Origin of the sequence: Pseudoalteromonas sp. OFAV1, assembly GCF_021532595.1 — a bacterium.
GTDB classification, from domain to species: Bacteria; Pseudomonadota; Gammaproteobacteria; order Enterobacterales; family Alteromonadaceae; genus Pseudoalteromonas; species Pseudoalteromonas lipolytica_C.
This window is the reverse complement of record NZ_JAKGBG010000053.1, coordinates 1-24188: the sequence shown is the minus strand read 5'-3', so window position 1 is coordinate 24188 and position 24188 is coordinate 1. Positions and strand designations below refer to the sequence as shown.

General features: G+C 43.3%; 17 protein-coding genes and 1 tRNA gene. 15 read left to right on the top strand and 3 right to left on the bottom strand.

Going from position 1 to position 24188, the window contains the following annotated elements; genetic code table 11:
• Positions 1-9 precede the first annotated feature (9 nt).
• Complete coding sequence (cysG, locus tag L1267_RS20255) at positions 10-1431, bottom strand: siroheme synthase CysG (protein ID WP_135922816.1); 1422 nt, start codon at positions 1429-1431, stop codon at positions 10-12.
• Positions 1432-1703: 272 nt separating this feature from the next.
• Between cysG and deoC the strand changes: the two genes are divergently transcribed.
• Positions 1704-2447 (top strand): deoxyribose-phosphate aldolase, encoded by a 744-nt coding sequence (deoC, locus tag L1267_RS20250; protein ID WP_138558473.1) that lies wholly within the window; start codon positions 1704-1706, stop codon positions 2445-2447.
• The gene (locus tag L1267_RS20245; RefSeq protein WP_135922814.1) at positions 2437-2937 is read left to right on the top strand and encodes a hypothetical protein; all 501 of its coding nucleotides are present in this window, start codon (positions 2437-2439) and stop codon (positions 2935-2937) included. The genes deoC and L1267_RS20245 overlap by 11 nt, the downstream gene beginning before the upstream one ends.
• Positions 2938-3014: 77 nt before the next feature.
• On the opposite strand, the gene L1267_RS20240 is transcribed toward L1267_RS20245, so the two are convergent.
• Positions 3015-4148: a CsgG/HfaB family protein gene (locus L1267_RS20240; RefSeq protein WP_135922813.1), complete on the bottom strand. Its 1134-nt coding sequence runs from the start codon at positions 4146-4148 to the stop codon at positions 3015-3017.
• Between the two features lie 124 nt (positions 4149-4272).
• Positions 4273-8232, bottom strand: a complete 3960-nt coding sequence (locus L1267_RS20235) for a two-component regulator propeller domain-containing protein (RefSeq protein WP_235383921.1) — start codon at positions 8230-8232, stop codon at positions 4273-4275.
• A 166-nt stretch (positions 8233-8398) separates the two neighbouring features.
• Here L1267_RS20235 and L1267_RS20230 point away from each other — a divergent pair.
• The 13 genes from L1267_RS20230 to L1267_RS20170 all read left to right on the top strand — a co-directional run.
• A tRNA-Trp gene (locus tag L1267_RS20230) sits at positions 8399-8475 on the top strand.
• Positions 8476-8604: 129 nt separating this feature from the next.
• A complete protein-coding gene (gene secE / locus L1267_RS20225) occupies positions 8605-8982 on the top strand; it encodes a preprotein translocase subunit SecE (protein ID WP_135922811.1) in 378 nt (125 codons plus the stop codon).
• Positions 8983-8986: 4 nt separating this feature from the next.
• Positions 8987-9544 (top strand): transcription termination/antitermination protein NusG, encoded by a 558-nt coding sequence (nusG, locus tag L1267_RS20220; RefSeq protein WP_036971577.1) that lies wholly within the window; start codon positions 8987-8989, stop codon positions 9542-9544.
• Between the two features lie 214 nt (positions 9545-9758).
• On the top strand, positions 9759-10187 hold the full coding sequence (gene rplK / locus L1267_RS20215) for a 50S ribosomal protein L11 (protein WP_036971575.1): 429 nt from the start codon (positions 9759-9761) through the stop codon (positions 10185-10187).
• Positions 10188-10191: 4 nt separating this feature from the next.
• Positions 10192-10896, top strand: coding sequence for a 50S ribosomal protein L1 (rplA, locus tag L1267_RS20210; RefSeq protein ID WP_135922810.1), 705 nt, complete (start codon positions 10192-10194; stop codon positions 10894-10896).
• A gap of 321 nt (positions 10897-11217) precedes the next feature.
• Positions 11218-11712, top strand: coding sequence for a 50S ribosomal protein L10 (gene rplJ / locus L1267_RS20205; RefSeq protein ID WP_135922809.1), 495 nt, complete (start codon positions 11218-11220; stop codon positions 11710-11712).
• 81 nt (positions 11713-11793) lie between these two features.
• On the top strand, positions 11794-12156 hold the full coding sequence (gene rplL / locus L1267_RS20200; protein WP_135922808.1) for a 50S ribosomal protein L7/L12: 363 nt from the start codon (positions 11794-11796) through the stop codon (positions 12154-12156).
• 272 nt (positions 12157-12428) lie between these two features.
• Complete coding sequence (gene rpoB, locus L1267_RS20195; RefSeq protein ID WP_135922807.1) at positions 12429-16454, top strand: DNA-directed RNA polymerase subunit beta; 4026 nt, start codon at positions 12429-12431, stop codon at positions 16452-16454.
• Between the two features lie 97 nt (positions 16455-16551).
• Positions 16552-20724 (top strand): DNA-directed RNA polymerase subunit beta', encoded by a 4173-nt coding sequence (gene rpoC / locus L1267_RS20190; RefSeq protein WP_135922806.1) that lies wholly within the window; start codon positions 16552-16554, stop codon positions 20722-20724.
• Between the two features lie 192 nt (positions 20725-20916).
• Complete coding sequence (gene rpsL / locus L1267_RS20185) at positions 20917-21291, top strand: 30S ribosomal protein S12 (protein ID WP_002958885.1); 375 nt, start codon at positions 20917-20919, stop codon at positions 21289-21291.
• Between the two features lie 97 nt (positions 21292-21388).
• Complete coding sequence (gene rpsG / locus L1267_RS20180; protein WP_054554834.1) at positions 21389-21859, top strand: 30S ribosomal protein S7; 471 nt, start codon at positions 21389-21391, stop codon at positions 21857-21859.
• A gap of 27 nt (positions 21860-21886) precedes the next feature.
• Complete coding sequence (fusA, locus tag L1267_RS20175; RefSeq protein ID WP_135922805.1) at positions 21887-24001, top strand: elongation factor G; 2115 nt, start codon at positions 21887-21889, stop codon at positions 23999-24001.
• Positions 24002-24061: 60 nt separating this feature from the next.
• Positions 24062-24188, top strand: a 127-nt coding sequence (locus tag L1267_RS20170; protein ID WP_033023824.1) for a GTP-binding protein, incomplete at its 3' end; no start/stop codon positions are given.

Below are 24188 nucleotides of genomic sequence, written 5' to 3'. Positions count from 1 at the left end.
AAAGTTAAATTAAGCTACGCCAGTTAAAGGCTGGGCAAAGCTGCTGGTTTGCTCGGTTTGACCAAACCATGCAAGTTGATGATGCAATGATGCAACTTCGCCAATAATTAATAAGGCGGGTGAAATAATGCTATGGCGCGAAATCAAATCGGCCAGCTCACCTAATTGCCCTGTAACCACACGTTGTTCTTTACGTGTGCCGTTTTCGATAATGGCTACGGGTGTGTCTGCACCGCGGCCATGTTTTAATAATTGTGCTTGAATATGTGGTGATTTAATCACCCCCATATAAATCGCTAAGGTCTGATTTGGTTTGGCAAGTGACTGCCAATCTAATTCTTGACCATCTTTTTTACAGTGACCCGTTACAAACTGAATGGCTTGGGCATGATCTCTGTGAGTAAGTGGAATGCCAGCATAAGCACTACAACCTGCAGCAGCAGTAATACCCGGTACGATTTGGTAACGTACTTGATTAGCTGCGAGAACTTGCACCTCTTCACCACCACGGCCATAAATAAATGGATCGCCACCTTTAATACGGCATACTTTTTTGCCTTGCTTGGCAAAATCGACCAGCATCTGATTAGTATCTTCTTGTGCAACACTGTGATCGCCTAAACGTTTACCCACGCAAACCAAATCGGCATCACGGCGCACTAAATCCATAATTTCATCAGAAACCAAGTAGTCATATACAACCACGTCGGCTTGTTGCATTAATTGTAGTGCTTTTAGCGTTAATAGCTCAGGGTCGCCAGGACCTGCACCAACAACATACACTTCGCCTTCAGGCTCAGGCTTGGCATCTAACATCTGCTCTAGCTGCGCTGTGGCAGCTTCGGTATTTCCCGCTTGAACTTTGCTCACGACTGATGAATCAAATACGCCTTCCCAAAACTGGCGACGATCGGCAAAGTGTTTAAAGCGTTGTTTTACTTTGTCACGAAAGCTGCCGACTAGACTTGCTAGTGGCCCAATATGCTGTGGAATAAGCGTTTCGAGTTTTTCACGTAAACGACGTGCTAAAACTGGCGCTGTACCGGCGCTTGAAATTGCAATTGTGATCGGGTCACGGTCAACAATTGATGGAAAAATAAAGCTGCACTTAGGTTGGTCATCTACCACGTTTACGAAGATATTGCGTGCATTGGCAAGCTTAAACACCTCCTCATTTACGCTGTCGATATCAGTAGCAGCAATCACTAGCATCTGTTGCTCTAAATACTGCTCTTTGAAAAAGTCGTTAATAAGCGTTACATCACCTTGCTTTGCAAGCTCTTGTAGTTCATCACAAAATGCAGGGGCGACTAAGGTCACGTTGGCGCGGGCTTTTAAAAATGCTCGGCACTTGCGTAACGCAACATCCCCACCGCCGACTACCAGAACAGGCTTGTCGTCTAATTTGGTAAAGATTGGTAAATATTGCACTTTGTCTACACCCCTAAAACACATTGAATAAACTGCTTATTGCAGGTAAGCAGAATATAGTGCTCCATATAAAGTAAAAAATAATTAAAACCAAGTTTATATAGCTAAAAGTTATATATGGTGGTTATGTTTGGCTTAAGGCTTAGTTAACAAGGGATTGCGGCGAGTTACAAGTAAATTAGTTGCCTTATGGTGATTAGTTATGATTTATAGCCGAATGATAAAAATTTGCTACTATAGGTCACTAAGATAGCAACAAAAAAGTAAACGTAATGAATAAAACACAAACAATCGCTGCTCAAGCGGTGGCGCTGATGGACTTAACAACTCTGAATGACACCGACACCACAGAATCAATTAATAACTTGGTTGCTAGTATTGAGCCAAAACTGGGCATCCCTGCGGCGGTTTGTGTGTACAGCCAATTTGTTAGTGACGCTAAACTGGCACTCGCTGAGCGTGAACTTCAGCACGTAAAAGTGGCGACAGTTACAAACTTTCCTGATGGGGAGCAGCCTTTAGAACAAGTGATAAATGAAACACTGTTTGCCATTGAGCGCGGAGCCGACGAAATTGATTTAGTGATCCCCTATAAAGCACTGATTGCCGGTGATGAGCGCAAAGTTTTAGAGTATGTCAAAGCGTCAAAAGAGGCATGTGGCAGCCAAGCGCAACTTAAAGTCATTATCGAAAGTGGCGAATTAACCGATGATCTTATTGCAACGGCAACTAAGCTGGCAATTAATGGCAGTGCTGACTTCGTTAAAACCAGTACCGGTAAAGTGGCTGTTAATGCAACGCTAGCTGCAACAGCCATCATGTTAAATACCATTAAAGCGACTGGTAAAAAGGTTGGTTTTAAGGCTGCTGGGGGAGTCAGAACAGTCACTGATGCTGCTGAGTATTTAGCCTTAGCCGAATCAATCATGGGTGAAGCGTACTTACAGCCAGAGCTATTTCGTTTCGGCGCTTCTGGGTTATTAAGTGATGTATATGCGACATTAAATGAATCGTGAGAGTGAACAAGAAAAAATAGCACTCGAGCATAGTGCGGCAAAGCTATTTTTACGCTGCTACGAAAAGCAGTTTGGTGTAACCATGCGTAATATCTGGCATAACACACCAAGTAAACCAGATGTGAGTTGTTATAAAGGTGATGAACGGCTCGATATTGAAATAGCGCATTTATATGCCAGTGAAACAGAAGCGATGGCGGTGCTAGGTCGCCCGCTGTCTATCTCAATGCAGCGCGATCTCGCTGAAATGGCTTTAGCGCCCAGTAACGAGCGTTTGCACTGTGCTTTGCATCGATTGCTGGCACAAAAAGCTAAGAAACATTACGAGTCTTCGCAGCCTTGGTTATTAATTCGAAATGCCAGTACTATATGGCATTTTGATGATTTTAAGTCAGTACTTACTCACCTTGATGTGCCTAAGCAGCATCCCTTTCAACAAATTTGGTTGTTATGTGATTTTTATCGTGGTGAGTTGTTGCAAGTAGTGTGATATGTAGCAGGTTAGTGTAGTAAAGGCGCCAATAAAAACGGTGATACAGCCAGTGCTAACACTGGCTGTAAGTTTACTCAGTCAAATTTAAACATGCTACCTAAGCTTTCTAAGTGTGACTTGTTGGTTTTGGCAATACACTGTGTATCATCAAGAGATTTTTTAGTTGCTTCATCTGCAAGCCCCGTCACTTTTAGCTTATTTTCTTGCTGATATTCAGTGAGCGCAATCACAGTGGCTTGATCATACTTTACGTCTTCAACGTCAAATTCTTCATAGTGTGGTTGCTGCTTCAAGTAACCTAAACACACTAAATTGAGTCGTGACATCGCCAGGTCTGTTTTTTCATAGTAAGGCATTCTGTGACTCGGAACAGTAACCGATGCTATTGGCGCTTTAGCCGGTGCTGCAGCAGTGGTTACTTTTAGTGGTGCAGGGGCCTTGTAGCCAGCTGCTATGGTGTTGTCGCTATTATAACGATAATAAGTTGTGGGCACTTTTGACTCTAAGAATTCAACGGCTTTTACGATTACTTCGCGCAATGCTTTTTCTTTTGGCGTGTTTGACCAGCCACTTAAATTTCCACCGACAAGTGCACCGCCAAAGTTAGTCGCTGCTGATGTGAAATCGAAGTCTTTACTGCCACCTTCAACGCTGGTTGCGGCTAGAATTCGCGAGGTGCGGGTATCAATTAGGCGTAAATCAATGGCCATGTGTGAGCCTGAGAAACCAGCCGATACTGAACTAAATACATCACCAATAAAACCACCGCTGCCTACACTGGCACCTGAACTATCATCATCGAACTCAGTAACCGCTGCAACTACCACGATTTCGGCACCTTCGATTTCACCATAAGCTGCTCCTGATGCTGCACTTACGCGCCCTGAAACAGCGAGATCTTGCTCAGATAACACCGCATCGAGTGCTTGTCTTTCTAAAACAATAAATCGATTGGTACTGACTAATGCGGTTGTTAATTGATCTGCCATACCTTCACCGATTTCTTTTCGCCACCAACGCGAATCATTTGATTTATCGGTAAAGCGGGCTACAGCGATGCGAGCTTTTGGGCCGTTATATTGTTGCTGTGCGACTTCATTTACATTTGGACTATTTTTATTACTTGTTGATGTCGACGTGCTTTGACATGCACTCAGTGCTGCTGCAAATAACGTTAGCGAGATCGCCTTGTGTGTTTTTGTGAGCATATGATTTTCCTTAACTGATATCTCATGCAGAAAACTGGCTAACAACAATGTGTGAGCTGTTTGAATTTTTATGGATATAAAGTAGGTAAATCAGTGGCTTGTTAATAGTACTCAGACGAAAACTTTATTCACTGACGCGAAAATCTGCTTGTTTTGTATATTTTTCTCGGTATTGCTTTGGTGAGATCCCATATTGCACTTTGAAGCTTCTTGCGAAGTAGCTTTGTGAACTAAAACCGTTATTTTGGGCAACTTGACCTATTGAGTATGAGCTATTAATAAGCTGCTTTGCTGCTAGTTCAATGCGTGTATTACGTAAATAATCTGAAGGAGTGAGGGAGTAGAGTGATTTCATCTTCAGCTGTAAAGCGCGAGTACTCATACACATTGCTGCGGCGAGCTGTTCAACTGAGAATCCTTCATCTTGATAGTGGGTTAATACCACTTGCTTGAGTTTTTCAGTAAAGCAGTAGTCTTTGTTTTGCACTACCATGGTCTCTGTGGGACTCGTTGCTATGGGGGCGGCTAGTTGTGCAGTTAAGTGTTGATTTAATAGCTGGCGTAAACTTATCAGACTTTTAACGCGGCTGATCAAAAGAGTCGGTTCGAAAGGCTTACTCAAAAAGTCATCAGCTAACAAGTCAAGCCCTTTTAAGCGGCTTTGCGTATCTGCTTTTGCAGATAAAAGTAACACTGGGACATGGCTGGTGGCAGGATTTTCACGTAGTTTAGCCAGTAGCTGATAACCATCCATAACTGGCATCATCACATCACTAATAATGAGATCTGGTAATTCATCTTGGCAAAGGGAAATCGCGTGTTGGCCATCAGCAGCACAAAGACAGTTAAATTCTTGATTAAATAAGCTGAGCAGTAGCTGTGTCATATCATGATTGTCTTCAACAATGAGAAGGGTTTGTTTAGCACTGCGATGTTCTAAGGTCGTTTTGCTCTGGTTGGTGTTCATAACAACCGGCAATGAAACACTAAAGCAGCTACCTTTACCTATCTCGCTGTGAAGTGTTATTTCTCCTCCATATGCTTCCACAAGTTGTTTTACTAATGTTAGGCCGATACCACTGCCTGATTCGATTGACGCTACACGTGTAAAGCGCTTAAAAACCTGATGCTGATCCTCAACAGCAATACCTATTCCGGTGTCGGTTATATTTATTATGGCTTGTTGCTGATTAACCGTTAGGCTTACGCTGACACTGCCACCTTCAGGAGTGTACTTTAAGGCGTTATTGATTAAGTTACTAAAAATAGAATGGGCGTGATTAGGTGCAATATTAGTCGCACATAATAAATGATCATTATCTTGAAAACTAAACTGTAAGTTTTTTTGCGCAAATAGCGGGGCGAAGTCTTGCGTAAGCTCGGTTAAAAAACGTGCTAATGAATATGGAGAAACAGTGTACACAGCAGTACTTGGTCGTTTGCTTAATTGCAGTAATTGATTAATAAGTTCAAGTAACCGTTGGCTGTTGCGTTTAATACTCGCAAGGTGTGTTTGTGATTGCGTGTCCTGATGTTGCTGTTGCAACTGACTGACAGGGGCAAGGATTAAACTCAGGGGCGTTTTTAGCTCATGACTAATGTTATCTAAGAATTGATCTTTTAATTTGTTTAACGCCACTTCTTTTTGTTTGTCTTGCTCAGCTAGTTTGCGTTTGTAAATTGCATTTAATAGTGACCAAGCCACGCTCAATACGGCAAGAAAATAAACCACGTATGCAATGGGGCTTTGCCACCAGGGCGGCACAACGGTCAGTGTTAATAAAGACTTGGTTTTACTCCATTGTCCATACTGATCTTTTGCTTTAATTAGTAGTTCATATTGCCCAGCAGGGAGTTGTGGATAATTGACTTGGCGAAGACTTGCGTCTGTATAGAGAAATTGCTCATCAAAACCTGCTAATTTATAGCCATATTGATAATGGTTTGGGCTTGCTGGATTTTGTAGAGCGCTAAACTTAAACCCGATGACTCCAGATGATTGCGGCAGAGAAAGCGTGTTAGTGGCATTTATAAGCAAATCAGATTGCTGATCAAAGTAACGCGTCTCAATCGCTTGGTTGTTGAGCAGCAACTCAGTTAAAACTGGGGTAGGTGGCGTATGAGTTAAATCTAACTGCTCAGGATAAAAGTGGTTAAAGCCATTGATGCCACCAAAATAGAGTTCGCCATCAGCAGCTTGAAAGCTCGCGCCGAGGATAAAAGATTGATGCTGAATACCTTGTTCGGGTAAAAATTGCTGTATTTTGCTGGTATGCGGTTGATAGCGGGATAAGCCACCATTTGTAGCAAGCCAAAGGTAACCCTGTTTATCAGCTAAAATATCAAAAATATTGTCATTTGCCAGACCATGTTGCTCTGTTATGTGCTTAACGGCAAAGGTCTGTTTGTCGACTTTATTTAGCCCTTGCATAGTGCCAACCCAAATAGTGTTTTTATTATCCAGTAATAAAGAGGTGACCATATTATGGCTGAGCGCATTTTGTTCTACTGAAGAAGAACGATCATTAAGGAGTGTAAAGTGCTCTGTGTCTATATCTAACTTGTTGAGTCCAGCACGCGTGCCTATCCAAAGCGCATTGTCATCATGATCATAAGCGAGTGTAAAAACAGTGTTGTTAGCTAGGCTGTTACGAGTAGGGTCATGTTGGAAGTGGCGGACACTTCCTGTGCTCGGGTCAAAGCGGGTAAGGCCTTGGTTGCTGCCAAGCCAAAGTATATCGTTACCGTCACTCGCAATTGCGTAGACACGATTACTGCTTAACTGATGACTTTGCATCGAGAAGACCGCAAAGTCATCGCTGTCTTGTTGGTATTTAAGTAACCCGCCACCATAGGTTCCTACCCATAATTGCTGTTTATTATCTTCGTGTAGAGCAAAAATATTACTATTAGGGAGTTGAGACTTATAGTTTTTATAGCCATTTTCAGTTCGTAGATTAAGCCCGTCGCGAGTACCTACCCACAATTGGCCATTGCTGCGCTTGATAATAGCGCGAATAAAGTTGTGGCTAAGAGAATCAGCGTTGAGAGTTTTTGTTTGATGAGAAAATTGCTGTTGAGAAGGATTGTAGCGCTGCACCCCAAAGCCATCACTACCAATCCATATAACGCCTTGAGGATCTTGATAAACTGACAATAAATAATCACTTTTCAACGAGTTTGTCAGTTGTGCGTCATGTCGATATTGCACTATATCCTGATGAATATTTTTGTCTGCTTCAAGAAAATAAATGCCTTTTCCATAACTTGTGATCCAAAGATTATTACTGCTATCAATTAAACTATCAGTGATCCAGACACCATTAAATTGTGCAATCTCATTGGTCGTGTCGTTTTTTGGCTCGAGCAGGTATAAGCCGTGTTTAGCGCCTACCAAAAGTTGCTGGTTTGCTAAAAGGTTGATGTGCCATAGTGCCGAGGTGATAGTGGCATGCTGTTCAAACTGTTTTGTAACACTATTGAACTTTATTAAGCCATGGCTGGTGGCAAGCCACAACTGGCTATTGCTTGTAACTATATCGCGAATAACAATATTTGGATTACCTGAGAGCTTGATTTGGAAATGTTTAACCTGCTGTTTAGGTAAATTAAACATCGTTAATTTACCTTGTTCATGGCCAAGCCACAGGTTGTCGAACTTATCAAACGCCATTGACCAGATTTTATCATCGCTAAGCGGCAGCAGTGAGCTGGACGAAGTATATGTGTTGAATTGCCCTGTTGTTGTATCTAAGCGGTTTAATCCTTTACTTGCAGTAGCAAACCAAAGCTGATTATTTTTATCTTGTAGACATGCGGTGACCCAATTACCTGAAATACTTCCTTTTAAGCCCGTTGCTTTAAAACGCTTAAATTCGTAACCATCAAATCGATTTAAACCACCTTGGGTTGCAAACCACGTGAACCCTTGTGCATCGTTGATACTACAATTGATGGAGTTTTGGCTTAGCCCTTGTTGACTATCGAAGCTACTTAAATGCAGAGGACGAGAGCTGACTGAGTAACAAATCAGTAGCGTAATAGAGCAAAAAAAACGAAATAATAGGCTATGTTGAGCAGTCAAATTGAACGTCCATTTATTGTAATTGTTCCTATATCGGGTTGATGATAAACTGCTTTTTAATCAATGTTAATATTGATTTTTAATTCAGCAGGTGAGAATTTAACTTATGGGTATCTTTTACACTTGTGTTAATGAATTGCGTAAGTATAATAGGCATCCACTTTGCAGGGGCGTAGTTCCAATTGGTAGAACAGCGGTCTCCAAAACCGACGGTTGGGAGTTCGAATCTCTCCGCCCCTGCCACTTTTACACATTGTGTGAAGTCTGAAATTAAAAATCGGTTTAAACAAGTCTGTTTTTAAGTTTAGATTTTAATGGATTAACCCTGCCAGTGCGCAGGGTTGTTGTGTCTGTAGTTAAGGTAAAAATATTATGAGCACGAATGTAGAAACTCCATCGAATGCGATGGATTCAGTAAAGTGGATTGTAGCTATTGCGCTACTAGCAGGCGCAGTCGTTGGTAACCACATGTATGCAGACCAATCTGTATTATTACGTGCTATTGGTGTAGTGGTTGCTGTTGCAGCGGGTTTAGGCATTGCCTCACTAACTGAAAAAGGTCGTACTTTTATTGCATTTGCAAAAGAAGCACGTATCGAAGTACGTAAAGTTGTGTGGCCAACACGCCAAGAAACAACACATACGACATTAATTGTAATGGTTGCAACTGTGATTATGGCACTTATCCTTTGGGGATTAGATGGCATTTTATTCCGCGCAGTAGGCTTTTTAACTGGATTGGAGATCTAATCCCATGTCGGATGAGAAGAACGAAAAGAAACTACGTTGGTACGTAGTACAAGCTTTCTCTGGTTATGAGAAGCGTGTAGCACAAACCATTCTTGAGCATATCAAGATCGAAGGTTTGGAAGATAGTTTTGGTGAAGTATTAGTACCAACTGAAGAAGTTGTTGAGATGCGTGCAGGTCAAAAGCGCAAATCTGAGCGTAAATTCTTCCCAGGTTACGTACTAGTTCAAATGGACATGAACGATGCAAGCTGGCACTTAGTAAATAGCACAGCACGTGTTATGGGCTTCATTGGTGGTACGTCTGATCGTCCTGCGCCAATTAGCCAAAAAGAAGCTGACCGCATCTTAAACCGTCTTCAAGAAAACTCAGAAGCACCTAAGCCGGCTACATTATTTGAGCCAGGTGAAGTTGTTCGTGTTATCGATGGTCCGTTTGCAGACTTCAGCGGTGTTGTTGAAGAAGTGGATTACGAAAAGAGCCGCGTAAAAGTGTCTGTGCTTATCTTCGGTCGTTCGACACCTGTTGAGCTTGAGTTTGGTCAAGTTGAACAAGACAAGTAAGTAAAAAATTAAAGCTGCCAAAATCGTTTAATATTTTGGCAATAAGCTTGAAAAAGGCCGCTGATTAACTTATAATCAGCGGCCTTTTTGTGTTAGGGCAAGTTGCGACTTGTTTTTATCACAAAAAGTGAGAACCAATTTTTAAACTGGGAAGCCGTTAGAGTACGCGTCCTCGCGCGCACAAGGCTATGACCCACCAAATGAGGTATTTATTATGGCTAAAAAAGTTGAAGCTATTATCAAGCTACAAGTTGCCGCTGGTATGGCTAACCCTAGTCCTCCAGTAGGTCCAGCACTAGGTCAACACGGTGTAAACATCATGGAATTCTGTAAAGCGTTCAACGCACGTACAGAGTCTATCGAAAAAGGCGCTCCAGTTCCTGTAGTGATCTCTGTTTACGGTGACCGTTCTTTCACGTTCGAAATGAAAACTCCACCGGCTGCTTACTTACTTAAGAAAGCTGCAGGCATCAAATCAGGCTCAGGCCGTCCTAACACTGAAAAAGTGGGTACAGTTACACGTGCTCAACTTGAAGAAATCGTTGAGACAAAACGACCTGACCTTACAGCGGCTGATATGGACGCTGCGGTTCGCACTATCGCAGGTTCTGCGCGTGCGATGGGCTTGAACGTAGAGGACTAAGATAATGGCAAAATTAACTAAACGTATGCGTACAATCCGCGAAAAAGTGGATGCGACTAAAGATTACGAAATCAATGAAGCAGTTGCTCTTTTAAAAGAGTTAGCGACAGCTAAATTCGTAGAAAGTGTTGACGTTGCTGTTAACCTTGGTATCGATGCTCGTAAATCTGACCAAAACGTTCGTGGTGCTACTGTACTACCTAACGGTACTGGTCGTGAAGTTCGTGTTGCTGTATTCACACAAGGCGCTAACGCAGACGCTGCGAAAGAAGCTGGTGCTGAATTAGTGGGCATGGAAGATCTTGCTGATCTAGTTAAGAAAGGCGAGATGAACTTTGACGTTGTTGTTGCATCTCCAGACGCTATGCGTGTTGTTGGTCAACTAGGTCAAATCTTAGGTCCACGTGGTCTAATGCCAAACCCTAAAACTGGTACTGTAACGCCTAACGTTGCAGAAGCAGTTAAAAACGCGAAAGCAGGTCAAGTTCGTTACCGTAACGACAAGAACGGTATCATTCATACTACTATCGGTAAGGTTGATTTCACTGCTGAGCAACTTCAACAAAACCTTGAAGCTCTTATTGTTGCGCTTAAGAAGGCTAAACCTTCTCAAGCAAAAGGTACTTACGTGAAGAAAGTAACTATCTCTACAACAATGGGCGCAGGTGTTGCTGTTGACCAAAACTCACTAAGCACGACTGTTGCTTAATTAAGAGTTTACATGGCGTGAAATTTGAACTATAATTTTGCGCCATTTTGTTGAGAAAGTTAATTTCAAAACAAGTAAAGAATTCGGGTTGAAGTCCATAATTTCGTAATGCCTTCGGGTAAAAACGATAAATTGGGCTTCCGTCCAAGACCGTAGGCGGCCCTAGGCCTTAATCATTTTACCTACGTAGACGGTGTGAATCCCCAGATAGATTTTTCCTAATCTTCTGGCTCTCGCCGTAAAAAGCATCTCCATCATTGATGGGGAAGAGTAGAACAGGGAAGCCAATATCGGCGACCCATTAAACCAGGAGTAACACCCATGGCTTTAAATCTTCAAGGCAAAAAAGCAATTGTTGCTGAAGTCAACGAAGCAGCCACTGGTGCTCTTTCTGCAGTTGTTGCAGATTCTCGTGGTGTAACAGTTGGTGCTATCACTGCCCTTCGTAAAGAAGCTCGTGAAGCTGGTGTATGGATGAAAGTTGTTCGTAACACTCTAGCTAAACGTGCTGTTGAAGGTACAGATTTTGAGTGCCTTTCTGACTCATTTGTTGGTCCAAGCTTAATCGCTTTCTCTTCAGAGCACCCTGGTGCTGCTGCGCGTATCTTCTCAGATTTCGCGAAGAAGAACGAGAAATTCGAAGTTAAGACGGCTGCATTTGAAGGTAACGTAGTAGACGCAGCTATGCTAGCAACTCTACCTACTTACGACGAAGCTGTTGCACGCTTAATGAGCGCTATGAAAGAAGCGTCTGCAGGTAAATTGTGTAAAACAATTGAAGCAGTACGTGTACAGAAAGAAGAGCAAGCTGCTTAATTTTAAGCTGTTTTTTTGTTCACTTTCGGTGTAATATTTTTTTTGGACTAAAATTAGTCCGTAATAATTAGGAAATTTGTAATGTCTGTAACTAAAGACCAAATCCTTGATGCTATTGCTGAAATGTCAGTAATGGACGTTGTTGCTCTAGTTGAAGCAATGGAAGAAAAATTCGGCGTAACTGCAGCTGCTGCTGTTGTTGCTGGTCCAGCTGCTGAAGCTGCTGAAGAGAAGACTGAGTTCGACGTAATCCTTGCTGGCGCTGGCGCTAACAAGGTTGCAGCTATCAAAGCTGTACGTGGTGCAACTGGTCTTGGCCTTAAAGAAGCTAAAGCACTTGTTGAATCAGCTCCTGCACCTATCAAAGAAGGTGTATCTAAAGAAGAAGCTGAAGCACTTAAGAAAGATCTTGAAGAAGCTGGTGCTGAAGTTGAGATCAAGTAATCTAGCTTACGCTAGGTTCGCTGCCTGAGAAATCAGGCAAGGGCTGGTGATTATTTAATCACCGGCCTTTTTGCGCTATAGAGCGACACAATCCTGTAGCGCAAATAAAATCTAATTTTCTCTTTACTTTCAAGTTGTTACCTCTTTTGGTGTTGAAAGTAGCAGAGCAAAATAGAACAACAATTTAATGTTGTACATCTTGGCATAGATGCCAGTTAAGTCTGTTCTTACAAGAACAGGTCGGGTCAAAGATCAGCAAGCTGAGGAACCCCATGGCTTACTCTTATTCTGAAAAGAAACGTATCCGTAAGGATTTTGGTAAACGTCCACAAGTTTTGGATATACCTTTCTTACTGTCGACGCAGTTAGAATCGTTTAAAAAATTCTTAGTCCCTGACGCTGATGGCGATCACGGTTTGGAAGCTGCTTTCCGTTCTGTGTTTCCGATCAAAAGCTACTCGGGAAATTCTGAGCTTCAATACGTAAGTTATCGTATTGGTGAGCCAGTATTCGATGTAAAAGAATGTCAAATTCGCGGTGTGACTTATTCTGCTCCACTTCGCGTAAAATTGCGTCTTGTGGTGATGGACAAAGAAGCACCAGGCACAGTTAAAGACATTAAAGAGCAAGAAGTTTACATGGGCGAAATTCCGCTCATGACTGATACCGGTACCTTTGTAATCAATGGTACAGAGCGTGTTATCGTTTCTCAGCTACACCGTAGCCCTGGTGTATTCTTTGATAACGACCGCGGTAAAACTCACTCGTCAGGTAAAGTACTTTATAACGCGCGTGTAATTCCTTACCGTGGTTCATGGTTAGACTTCGAGTTTGATGCAAAAGATAACCTATATGTACGTATTGACCGTCGTCGTAAATTACCGGCGTCTATCATCTTACGTGCACTAGAGTTCTCTACAGAAGAAATCCTAGATATCTTCTTTGATACTACTGCGTTTGAAGTTACTGACGGTAAAGTTCTTATGGAACTTGTACCTTCACGTTTACGTGGTGAAACTGCCGCTTTTGATATCAAGAGCGATGACGGTGAAGTCCTTGTTGAAGCGGGTCGTCGTATTACTGCGCGTCACATCAAGAACATCGAGAAAAAAGGTATTAACCAATTAGAAGTACCTCACGAGTACATCATTGGTCGTGTTGTAGCTAGAAACTACGTTGACGAGTCAACGGGTGAGATCATCGCAAATGCGAATGACGAGCTATCACTTGAGCTAATGGCTGAATTGGTTAAAGCAGGTCACACTAAGATTGATACACTATATATCAACGAAGTGGACAGCGGCGCCTACATGTCAGATACATTACGTATCGACACAACAAGCAACCGTTTAGAAGCATTAGTAGAAATTTATCGCATGATGCGCCCAGGCGAGCCACCGACGAAAGACGCGGCTGAAGCCTTATTTGATAACTTGTTCTTCTCTGAAGAGCGTTACGATTTATCAACAGTTGGTCGTATGAAGTTCAATAGCCGTGTAGGTTATGACACTGATACAGGCCCTGGCACATTATCGAAAGAAGACATCGTAGCTGTTATGAAAGTGCTTATCGCTATTCGTAACGGTGTTGGCGATGTTGATGATATCGACCACTTAGGCAACCGTCGTATCCGTAGTGTTGGCGAAATGGCTGAGAACCAATTCCGCGTTGGTCTAGTACGTGTTGAGCGTGCTGTACGTGAGCGTTTAAGCTTAGGTGACCTTGACGCTGTAATGCCACAAGATCTAATTAACGCTAAGCCAATCTCGGCAGCGGTTAAAGAGTTCTTCGGTTCATCTCAGTTATCACAGTTCATGGACCAAAATAACCCGCTTTCAGAAGTAACGCACAAGCGTCGTATTTCTGCATTAGGCCCGGGTGGTTTAACACGTGAACGCGCTGGCTTCGAAGTTCGAGACGTTCACGTAACTCACTATGGTCGTGTATGTCCAATCGAAACGCCTGAGGGTCCAAACATCGGTCTAATTAACTCATTGTCTACGTACGCACGTACAAATGACTATGGTTTCTTAGAAACACCTTACCGTAAAGTGGTAAATGGTGTAGTTACTGATGAAGTAGATTACTTATCAGCCATTGAAGAAGGTCAGTTTGTTATCGCTCAGGCGAACTCAAACTTGAACGAAAACAATGAGTTTGTTGATGAACTAATTCCATGTCGTCACAAAGGTGAATCAACCTTTATGGGCAAAATGGATCAGCAATATATGGACGTATCACCACAACAGGTGATCTCTGTAGCGGCAGCACTTATCCCGTTCCTAGAACACGATGATGCTAACCGTGCATTGATGGGTTCAAACATGCAACGTCAAGCAGTACCAACACTTATCGCGGACAAGCCGCTGGTAGGTACAGGTATTGAGCTTACACTAGCAAAAGACTCTGGTGTAACTATCGTTGCTAAGCGTGGTGGTGAAGTAATGTATGCGGATGCAAGCCGCATCGTTGTAAATGTACATGAAGATGAGCGTATTCCTGGTGAAGCGGGCATCGATATTTACAACCTTACTAAGTACACACGCTCAAACCAAAATACATGTATTAACCAAAAGCCAACTTGTATGGTTGGTGAGCCGGTAACACGTGGTGACGTATTAGCAGATGGTCCTTCGACTGACTTAGGTGACTTAGCACTTGGTCAGAACCTTCGCGTGGCATTCATGCCATGGAACGGTTATAACTTCGAGGATTCAATCCTACTATCTGAGCGCGTAGTTCAAGAAGATCGTCTAACGACTATCCACATTCAAGAACTACAATGTATCGCACGTGATACTAAATTAGGTCCAGAAGAGATCACAGCAGATATCCCTAACGTAGGTGAATCTGCACTAGGCAAGCTTGATGAATCAGGCGTTGTTTATATCGGTGCTGAAGTTAAAGGCGGCGATATCCTAGTAGGTAAAGTGACTCCGAAAGGCGAAACGCAATTAACACCTGAAGAAAAGCTACTACGTGCTATCTTCGGTGAGAAAGCGTCAGACGTTAAAGACAGCTCTTTACGTGTACCAAACTCTGTAACTGGTACTGTAATCGACGTACAAGTTTTCACCCGTGACGGTGTTGAAAAAGATAAGCGTGCGTTAGAAGTTGAAGACATGCAGCTTCGCGAAGCGAAGAAAGACTTCAACGAAGAGTTCCGTATCTTAGAAGCTGGTGTATTAGACCGTGCTCGTAAGTTACTTATTGACGCAGGTCTGAGCGCAGATTCAATTGCATCACTAAATGCTGAAAAGCTGCTTACGCAAAGCCTTGCTGAAGAAGACAAGCAAGCTGAACTTGAGCAACTAGCTGCTCAGTACGATGAGCTTAAAGCTGAATACGATAAGAAGTTTGAAAACAAACGTCGTAAGATCACTCAAGGTGATGACTTAGCACCAGGCGTACTTAAGATTGTTAAAGTATACCTAGCTGTTAAACGTCGTATCCAACCGGGTGATAAGATGGCGGGTCGTCACGGTAACAAAGGTGTTATCTCGACTATCGTACCAGTAGAAGATATGCCATACGATGACAAAGGTCGTACGGTAGACATCGTTCTGAATCCGCTAGGTGTACCATCACGTATGAACATCGGTCAGATCCTAGAAACACATATGGGTCTTGCTGCACGTGGTGTGGGTGAGCGCTTAGAAGAAATGATGAAAGAGCAGCGTGAACTGCACGAAATCCGTAGCTTCGTTAAGAAAGTTTACGAATTAGGTGATTGTCGTCAGAAAGTTGATATCGACTCGTTCTCTGATGATGAAGTTCGTCGCTTAGCTGAAAACTTGAAAGGTGGTTTACCGATCGCAACTCCAGCCTTTGATGGTGCTCGTGAAAGCGAGATCAAAGACTTACTAGAGCTTGGTGGTTATCCAAGAAGCGGTCAAGTTACACTTTATGATGGCCGTACTGGCGATCAGTTTGAACGTCAAGTAACTGTTGGTTACATGTACATGCTGAAACTTAACCACTTGGTTGATGACAAGATGCACGCACGTTCAACTGGTTCTTATAGCCTTGTTACTCAGCAGCCGCTGGGTGGTAAAGCTCAGTTCGGTGGCCAGCGTTTCGGTGAGATGGAGGTGTGGGCACTAGAAGCATACGGTGCTGCATATACTCTACAAGAAATGCTAACAGTGAAATCGGATGACGTGAACGGTCGTACTAAGATGTATAAGAACATCGTAGATGGTAACCATAAGATGGAACCAGGTATGCCAGAATCGTTCAACGTATTGTTGAAAGAAATCCGCTCACTGGGTATCAACATCGAGTTGGAAGAAAATTAAGCCATTTAGGTGCGGCGTAAGCCGCACCTGTTAGGCCGAATAGAATGTAGGGGCGATTGGTTCGCCCTCAAGATTAACCTCCGACAGGAGAGCTAAGGTGAAAGACTTACTTAAGTTTCTGAAGCAACAAAATAAGACCGAAGAATTCGATGCAATTCGCATTGGTCTTGCTTCGCCAGATATGGTTCGTTCATGGTCATACGGTGAAGTAAAGAAACCTGAGACAATCAACTACCGTACTTTCAAGCCTGAGCGCGACGGCTTATTCTGTGCCCGTATCTTCGGCCCAGTGAAAGATTATGAGTGTTTATGTGGTAAATATAAGCGCCTTAAGCACCGTGGTGTTATTTGTGAAAAGTGTGGCGTTGAAGTAACGCTGACTAAAGTGCGTCGTGACCGTATGGGTCATATTGAGCTTGCTAGCCCAGTTGCGCACATTTGGTTCTTAAAATCATTACCGTCACGTATCGGCTTAATGCTAGACATGACACTTCGTGACATCGAGCGCGTACTTTACTTCGAATCATTCGTAGTAACTGAGCCTGGTATGACAACGCTTGAGCGTGGTCAGCTTTTAGGTGAAGAAGAGTACCTAGATGCACTTGAAGAGCACGGTGATGAGTTTGAAGCGAAGATGGGTGCTGAAGCAGTATTAGACTTGCTTCGTGAACTTGATCTTGGCCAATTAATTGCTGAAATGCGTGAAGAGTTACCAACAATTAACTCTGAAACTAAGCGTAAGAAGATCACTAAACGTCTTAAATTAATGGAATCTTTCCACCAATCAGGTAACAACCCTGAGTGGATGATCATGACTGTACTTCCAGTACTTCCACCTGATCTACGTCCATTAGTACCACTAGACGGTGGTCGTTTTGCGACTTCTGATCTGAATGACCTTTACCGTCGTGTTATTAACCGTAATAACCGTCTTAAGCGTCTATTAGATCTAGCAGCACCAGACATTATCGTACGCAACGAAAAACGTATGTTACAAGAAGCGGTAGATGCGCTACTTGATAACGGTCGTCGCGGTCGTGCGATCACAGGTTCTAACAAACGTCCTCTTAAATCGCTTGCTGATATGATCAAAGGTAAGCAAGGTCGTTTCCGTCAGAACTTACTTGGTAAACGTGTAGATTACTCTGGCCGTTCTGTAATCACAGTAGGTCCTACGCTTAAACTACACCAGTGTGGTCTTCCTAAGAAGATGGCACTTGAACTATTCAAACCATTTATCTATGGCAAACTAGAGCGTCGCGGCATGGCTACGACTATCAAAGCTGCTAAGAAGATGGTTGAGCGTGAAGTGGCAGAAGTATGGGATGTATTAGACGAAGTAATTCGTGAACATCCAGTATTACTTAACCGTGCACCAACACTTCACCGTTTGGGTATCCAAGCGTTCGAACCTGTGCTTATCGAAGGTAAAGCGATCCATTTACACCCATTAGTTTGTGCGGCGTACAACGCTGACTTCGATGGTGACCAAATGGCGGTACACGTACCGTTAACGCTTGAAGCACAGTTAGAAGCACGTGCTCTAATGATGTCTACAAACAACATCCTATCTCCAGCGAATGGTGAGCCAATCATCGTTCCTTCACAGGACGTTGTATTAGGTCTTTACTACATGACGCGTGATCGCATCAATGCGAAAGGCGAAGGTACTGTATTTAAAGATCCTAAAGAAGCTGAAAAAGCATACCGCAGCGGTAACGCTGAGTTACATGCACGCGTAAAAGTACGTATCAGCGAGACTATTAGCTCTGAAGATGGTGATGCAGTTGAGCAAGTATCTATTGTTGAAACAACAGTAGGTCGTGCGATTCTTTCACTAATCCTACCTAAAGGCATGCCGTTTGAGTTAATCAACCAAGCCCTAGGTAAGAAACAAATTTCTGGCTTATTAAACGAGTGTTACCGTCGTCTAGGTCTTAAAGATACTGTTATCTTTGCTGACCAAGTAATGTACACCGGTTTCCACTACGCAATGAAGTCAGGTGTTTCAATCGGTATCGATGACTTAGTTATCCCACCGGTTAAAGCAGAAATCATTGAATCAGCGGAAGCTGAAGTAACTGAAATCAACCAACAATTCCAATCAGGTCTTGTAACGGCTGGTGAAAAGTACAATAAAGTTATCGATATCTGGTCACGTGTAAATGAAAACTTATCACGTGAGATGATGGCGAACTTATCAAAAGACACTGTAATCAACGCGAAAGGCGAAGAAGAAGAGCAATCTTCATTTAACTCAGTGTTTATGATGGCAGACTCAGGTGCACGTGGTAGCGCCGCTCAGATCCGTCAGTTAGCGGGTATGCGTGGTCTAATGGCACGTCCAGATGGTTCAATCATCGAGACACCAATCACGGCGAACTTCCGTGAAGGTCTAAACGTACTACAGTACTTCATCTCGACGCACGGTGCGCGTAAAGGTCTTGCCGATACAGCACTTAAAACAGCAAACTCGGGTTACTTAACGCGTCGTCTAGTAGACGTTGCACAAGACTTAGTAATCAACGAAGACGATTGTGGCACAGAAGATGGCTTAACAATGAAACCGCTTATCGAAGGTGGTGACGTTGTAGAAGCACTTCGCGAACGTGTTCTTGGTCGTGTTGTTGCTGAAGATGTATTAATCCCTGGTACAAACGAAGTACTTGTTGAGCGTAACATCATGCTTGACGAAAAACTGTGTGACCTTTTAGAAGAGCACTCAGTGGATGAAGTACGCGTTCGTTCAGTAATCACTTGTGATAATGACTTTGGTGTATGTGCTAAGTGTTACGGTCGTGACCTTGCGCGTGGCCACATCATCAACCCAGGTGAGTCAGTAGGTGTTATCGCGGCACAATCAATCGGTGAGCCGGGTACACAGCTTACGATGCGTACCTTCCACATCGGTGGTGCGGCATCTCGAGCGTCTGCTGAAAACAGTGTACAAGTTAAAACTAACGGTACATTGAAGTTACACAATGCGAAGTACGTATTAAACACAGACGGTAAGATTGTTATCACGTCTCGTTCAACAGAGATCACTATCATCGATAGCTTTGGTCGTGAGAAAGAGCGTTATAAAGTTCCTTACGGTGCGGTGTTAACGGTACAAGATAATGCAGAAGTTCAAGGTAACGATATCGTTGCAACTTGGGATCCGCATAGTCACCCAATCGTTCTTGAGCACAAGTCAAAAATCTCGTTCAGCGATATTGATGACTCAAATACCGAAGCACAAACAGACGAGTTAACTGGTTTAACACGTGTGGTTGTTAAAGACTTAGGTAAAGCGAATGCGAAAGAACCTAAACTAATCATCGAAAGCGATGAGCGTGGTCTGCAAGAAACACGTCTACCTTCATTCACAACGATTGAAGTAACAGACGGTGCAACTGCAAACCCAGGTGACGTACTTGCACGTATTCCGCAAGAAGGTTCGAAAACTCGTGACATCACGGGTGGTCTACCTCGCGTAGCTGACTTATTCGAAGCACGTAAACCGAAAGATCCTGCAATCCTTGCAGAAATCACAGGTACTATTAGCTTCGGTAAAGAAACTAAAGGTAAGAAGCGTCTTGTAATCACTCCAGCTGAGGGTGACGCATACGAAGAGATGATCCCTAAATGGCGTCAACTTAACGTGTTCGAAGGTGAGCAAGTGTCTAAAGGTGAGGTTATCGCCGATGGTCCAGAATCACCACATGACATCTTACGCCTACGTGGTGTAACTCATGTAGCTAACTACATCGTTAACGAAGTGCAAGAGGTTTACCGCTTGCAAGGCGTTAAGATCAATGACAAGCACATTGAGACAATTATTCGTCAGATGCTACGTAAATGTATCATCCTTGACGGCGGTGACACTGAGTTCTTAGCCGGTGAACAAGTTGAAGTGGCACGCGTAAATATCGCGAACCGTGAGCTTGAAAAGCAAGGCAAGATCCCAGCTAAATTTGAAATCCAATTAATGGGTATCACTAAAGCGTCACTTGCAACCGAATCTTTCATCTCAGCAGCGTCATTCCAGGAGACAACACGTGTCCTAACTGAAGCAGCTGTAAATGGTAAGAGCGATGAGCTTCGTGGTCTTAAAGAGAACGTAATCGTGGGTCGTCTGATCCCAGCTGGTACAGGCTTTGCGTATCACCAAGACCGTTTGAACCGTCGCAAGCAAGGTGAAATCGTTGAAGAGCAAACAGTAAGCGCTGAAGAGGCAACTCAAGCACTAACTGATGCACTTAACGCAGATATCTCTGGAAACCAATAATCTCAACTTAATCAATGGATTAAGAAATCGTAAGGCAGTTATCTGCTGCCTTACGATGAGTTAAGGTTGACAGGTTAAACTTTGCTCATTAAAATTCCGCCACCCATTTGCCTGCACGTTTAGTAACGAGCATGTAAACAGGGCGGATTTTTTATTTTTTCAGTAGTAATTTTAATTTCAGGAGCTATTTAAATGGCAACTATTAACCAGCTAGTGCGTAAGCCACGTCGTAGCAAGGTTACTAAAAGTAACTCAGCTGCGCTTAAAGCGTGTCCGCAAAAGCGTGGTGTATGTACTCGTGTATATACAACTACACCTAAGAAACCAAACTCTGCATTACGTAAAGTAGCGCGTGTTCGTTTAACAAACGGTTTCGAAGTAACATCTTACATCGGTGGTGAAGGCCACAACCTACAAGAGCACAGTGTAATCCTTATCCGTGGTGGTCGTGTTAAAGACTTACCAGGTGTGCGTTTCCACACTGTACGTGGTGCACTTGACTGTGCAGGCGTTAGCGACCGTCGTCAAGCTCGCTCTAAATACGGTGCTAAACGCCCTAAGGGCTAATGGTTCTCCGTTAGTAAGGCCAAGCACTAAATTTTTAAATTAATTGTTTTGGGTATTGACTCTAAAAGAGCAAACCTGAAGATACCGGAGATACAAAATGCCTAGAAGACGCGTAATAGGTCAACGTAAAATTCTTCCAGATCCTAAGTTCGGATCGGAACTTCTTGCTAAATTCGTTAACGTAGTAATGTTAGACGGCAAGAAATCTACTGCTGAAAAAATCGTTTATGGTGCGTTAGACGTGGCTGCTGAGAAATCAGGCAAGTCGCACCTAGAAATCTTTGAAGCTGCACTTGAAAACGTTCGCCCACAGGTAGAGGTTAAATCTCGCCGTGTTGGTGGTTCAACGTACCAAGTACCAGTTGAAGTACGTCCAGTACGTCGCAACGCATTAGGTATGCGTTGGTTAGTAGACGCTGCACGTAAGCGTGGCGAAAAATCTATGGGCTTACGTTTAGCTCAAGAAATCGTTGACGCTGCTGACAACAAAGGCACTGCGGTTAAGAAACGTGAAGACGTTCACCGTATGGCTGAAGCGAATAAAGCATTCGCTCATTACCGTTGGTAATCTGTCCTTAACCTTTAAGAGGATCATATGGCACGTACAACTCCACTTGAGCGCTATCGCAATATCGGTATTTGCGCTCACGTAGATGCAGGTAAAACCACAACAACAGAACGTGTTCTGTTCTACACAGGTCTTTCTCATAAGATCGGTGAAGTACATGATGGTGCTGCAACTATGGATTGGATGGAGCAGGAACAAGAGCGTGGTATCACAATCACTTCTGCTGCAACAACGTGTTTCTGGAAAGGGATGGACGCTCAATTTGACGACCATCGTATCAATATCATTGATACTCCAGGACACGTAGATTTCACTATCGAAGTAGAGCGTTCTTTACGCGTACTAGATGGTGCGGTAGTTGTTCTTTGTGCTTCATCTGGTGTACAGCCGCAAACTGAGACAGTTTGGCGTCAAGCGAACAAATACGAAGTTCCTCGCATGATCTTCGTAAATAAAATGGATCGCACTGGCGCTGACTTCTTAACAGTGGTTAGCCAGGTGAAATCTCGTCTTGGAGCAACGCCTGTTCCAATTCAGCTACCAATTGGTGCTGAAGACGACTTTAAAGGTGTTATTGACCTTATTAAGATGAAAGCCATTAACTGGAATGCCGAAGATCAAGGCATGACTTTCTCTTATGAGGCAATTCCGGCAGAACTTCTTGAGCTTGCAGAAGAATGGCGTTCTCACTTAGTTGAGAGCGCTGCTGAAGCCTCAGAAGAACTAATGGATAAATATCTAGAAGGTGAAGAACTGACTGAAGCTGAAATTAAAGCAGCTTTACGTCAGCGTACATTAGCAAACGAAATTGTTCCAATGACGTGTGGTAGTGCATTTAAAAATAAAGGTGTTCAAGCTGTGCTTGATGCCGTTATTGAATATATGCCTGCGCCAACACAAGTGAAACAAATCCAAGGTATCTTAGAAGATGGTACCGAGGATGAACGTCCTGCTGATGACAACGCACCGTTTGCCGCACTTGCTTTTAAGATTGCGACAGACCCGTTCGTTGGCACCTTGACCTTCTTCCGTGTTTACTCTGGTACTGTTAAACAGGGTGACGCGGTATACAACCCAGTTAAAAGTAAGCGTGAGCGACTTGGTCGTATCGTTCAGATGCATTCAAACTCACGTGAAGAGATCAAAGTAGTCTACGCAGGCGACATCGCAGCGGCTATTGGTCTTAAAGACGTAACAACAGGTGAAACACTGTGTGATCCGAACTCAATCATTACGCTTGAGCGTATGGAGTTCCCAGAACCAGTTATCTCTGTTGCGGTTGAGCCTCGCACAATCGCTGACCAAGATAAGATGGGTATCGCGTTAGGTAAACTAGCGGCAGAAGATCCGTCTTTCAGAGTACAAACTGACGAAGAATCAGGCCAGACTATTATTTCTGGTATGGGTGAACTTCACCTTGATATCATTGTCGACCGTATGAAACGTGAATTCAGTGTTGAATGTAACGTTGGTAAGCCGCAGGTAGCATACCGTGAAGCTATCCGTTCAGCTGTTGAAGTTGAAGGGAAGTTCGTACGTCAATCAGGTGGTCGTGGTCAATATGGTCACGTCTGGCTTAAACTTGAACCGATGGATATTTCGGAAAATGATGCGCCAATTTACGAGTTCGTTAACGAAGTTGTTGGTGGTGCGGTTCCTAAAGAATACATCCCTGCGGTAGATAAAGGCATCCAAGAGCAAATGGCTCAAGGTGTGCTGGCAGGCTACCCATTACTTGGCGTTAAAGCGACTCTATTTGATGGTTCATTCCATGATGTAGACTCGAATGAGATGGCATTTAAGATTGCAGGTTCAATGGCGATGAAGAAAGGTGCGCTTGAAGCAAACCCAGCTCTTCTAGAACCAGTAATGAAGGTTGAAGTTATCACTCCTGAAGAAAACATGGGTGATGTAGTTGGTGACTTAAATCGTCGCCGCGGCATGATCGAAGGCATGGAAGAAGCATTCGGTGGTCTTAAGCAAATTAATGCGCAAGTCCCACTTTCTGAAATGTTTGGTTATGCAACTGATCTGCGATCTGCAACACAAGGCCGTGCATCTTACTCTATGGAGTTTTTGAAGTATGCAGAAGCCGCTAAGAACGTTGCAGATGCAATAATTGCAGCTCGCGCTGTTATATGATTTAGCTTGTCTGGCCCAATAGTGGGTCAGGCGTTAATTTCTTTATAGGAATTTTTTAAGATGGCAAAAGAAAAGTTTGAACGCGTAAAACCGCACGTAAACGTTGGTACAATCGGCCACGTTGACCACGGTAAAACAACTCTAACAGCAGCAATCACTAACGTACTTGCAAAAGTATACGGTGGTG

What these genes read in the sequence shown, in the direction of transcription:
- deoC (WP_138558473.1), top strand. Translation starts at nt 1,704, where the DNA reads ATGAATAAAACACAAACAATCGCTGCTCAAGCGGTGGCGCTGATGGAC.
- L1267_RS20245 (WP_135922814.1), top strand. Translation starts at nt 2,437, where the DNA reads ATGAATCGTGAGAGTGAACAAGAAAAAATAGCACTCGAGCATAGTGCG.
- L1267_RS20240 (WP_135922813.1), bottom strand. Translation starts at nt 4,148, where the DNA reads ATGCTCACAAAAACACACAAGGCGATCTCGCTAACGTTATTTGCAGCA.
- secE (WP_135922811.1), top strand. Translation starts at nt 8,605, where the DNA reads ATGAGCACGAATGTAGAAACTCCATCGAATGCGATGGATTCAGTAAAG.
- nusG (WP_036971577.1), top strand. Translation starts at nt 8,987, where the DNA reads ATGTCGGATGAGAAGAACGAAAAGAAACTACGTTGGTACGTAGTACAA.
- rplK (WP_036971575.1), top strand. Translation starts at nt 9,759, where the DNA reads ATGGCTAAAAAAGTTGAAGCTATTATCAAGCTACAAGTTGCCGCTGGT.
- rplA (WP_135922810.1), top strand. Translation starts at nt 10,192, where the DNA reads ATGGCAAAATTAACTAAACGTATGCGTACAATCCGCGAAAAAGTGGAT.
- rplJ (WP_135922809.1), top strand. Translation starts at nt 11,218, where the DNA reads ATGGCTTTAAATCTTCAAGGCAAAAAAGCAATTGTTGCTGAAGTCAAC.
- rplL (WP_135922808.1), top strand. Translation starts at nt 11,794, where the DNA reads ATGTCTGTAACTAAAGACCAAATCCTTGATGCTATTGCTGAAATGTCA.
- rpoB (WP_135922807.1), top strand. Translation starts at nt 12,429, where the DNA reads ATGGCTTACTCTTATTCTGAAAAGAAACGTATCCGTAAGGATTTTGGT.
- rpsL (WP_002958885.1), top strand. Translation starts at nt 20,917, where the DNA reads ATGGCAACTATTAACCAGCTAGTGCGTAAGCCACGTCGTAGCAAGGTT.
- rpsG (WP_054554834.1), top strand. Translation starts at nt 21,389, where the DNA reads ATGCCTAGAAGACGCGTAATAGGTCAACGTAAAATTCTTCCAGATCCT.
- fusA (WP_135922805.1), top strand. Translation starts at nt 21,887, where the DNA reads ATGGCACGTACAACTCCACTTGAGCGCTATCGCAATATCGGTATTTGC.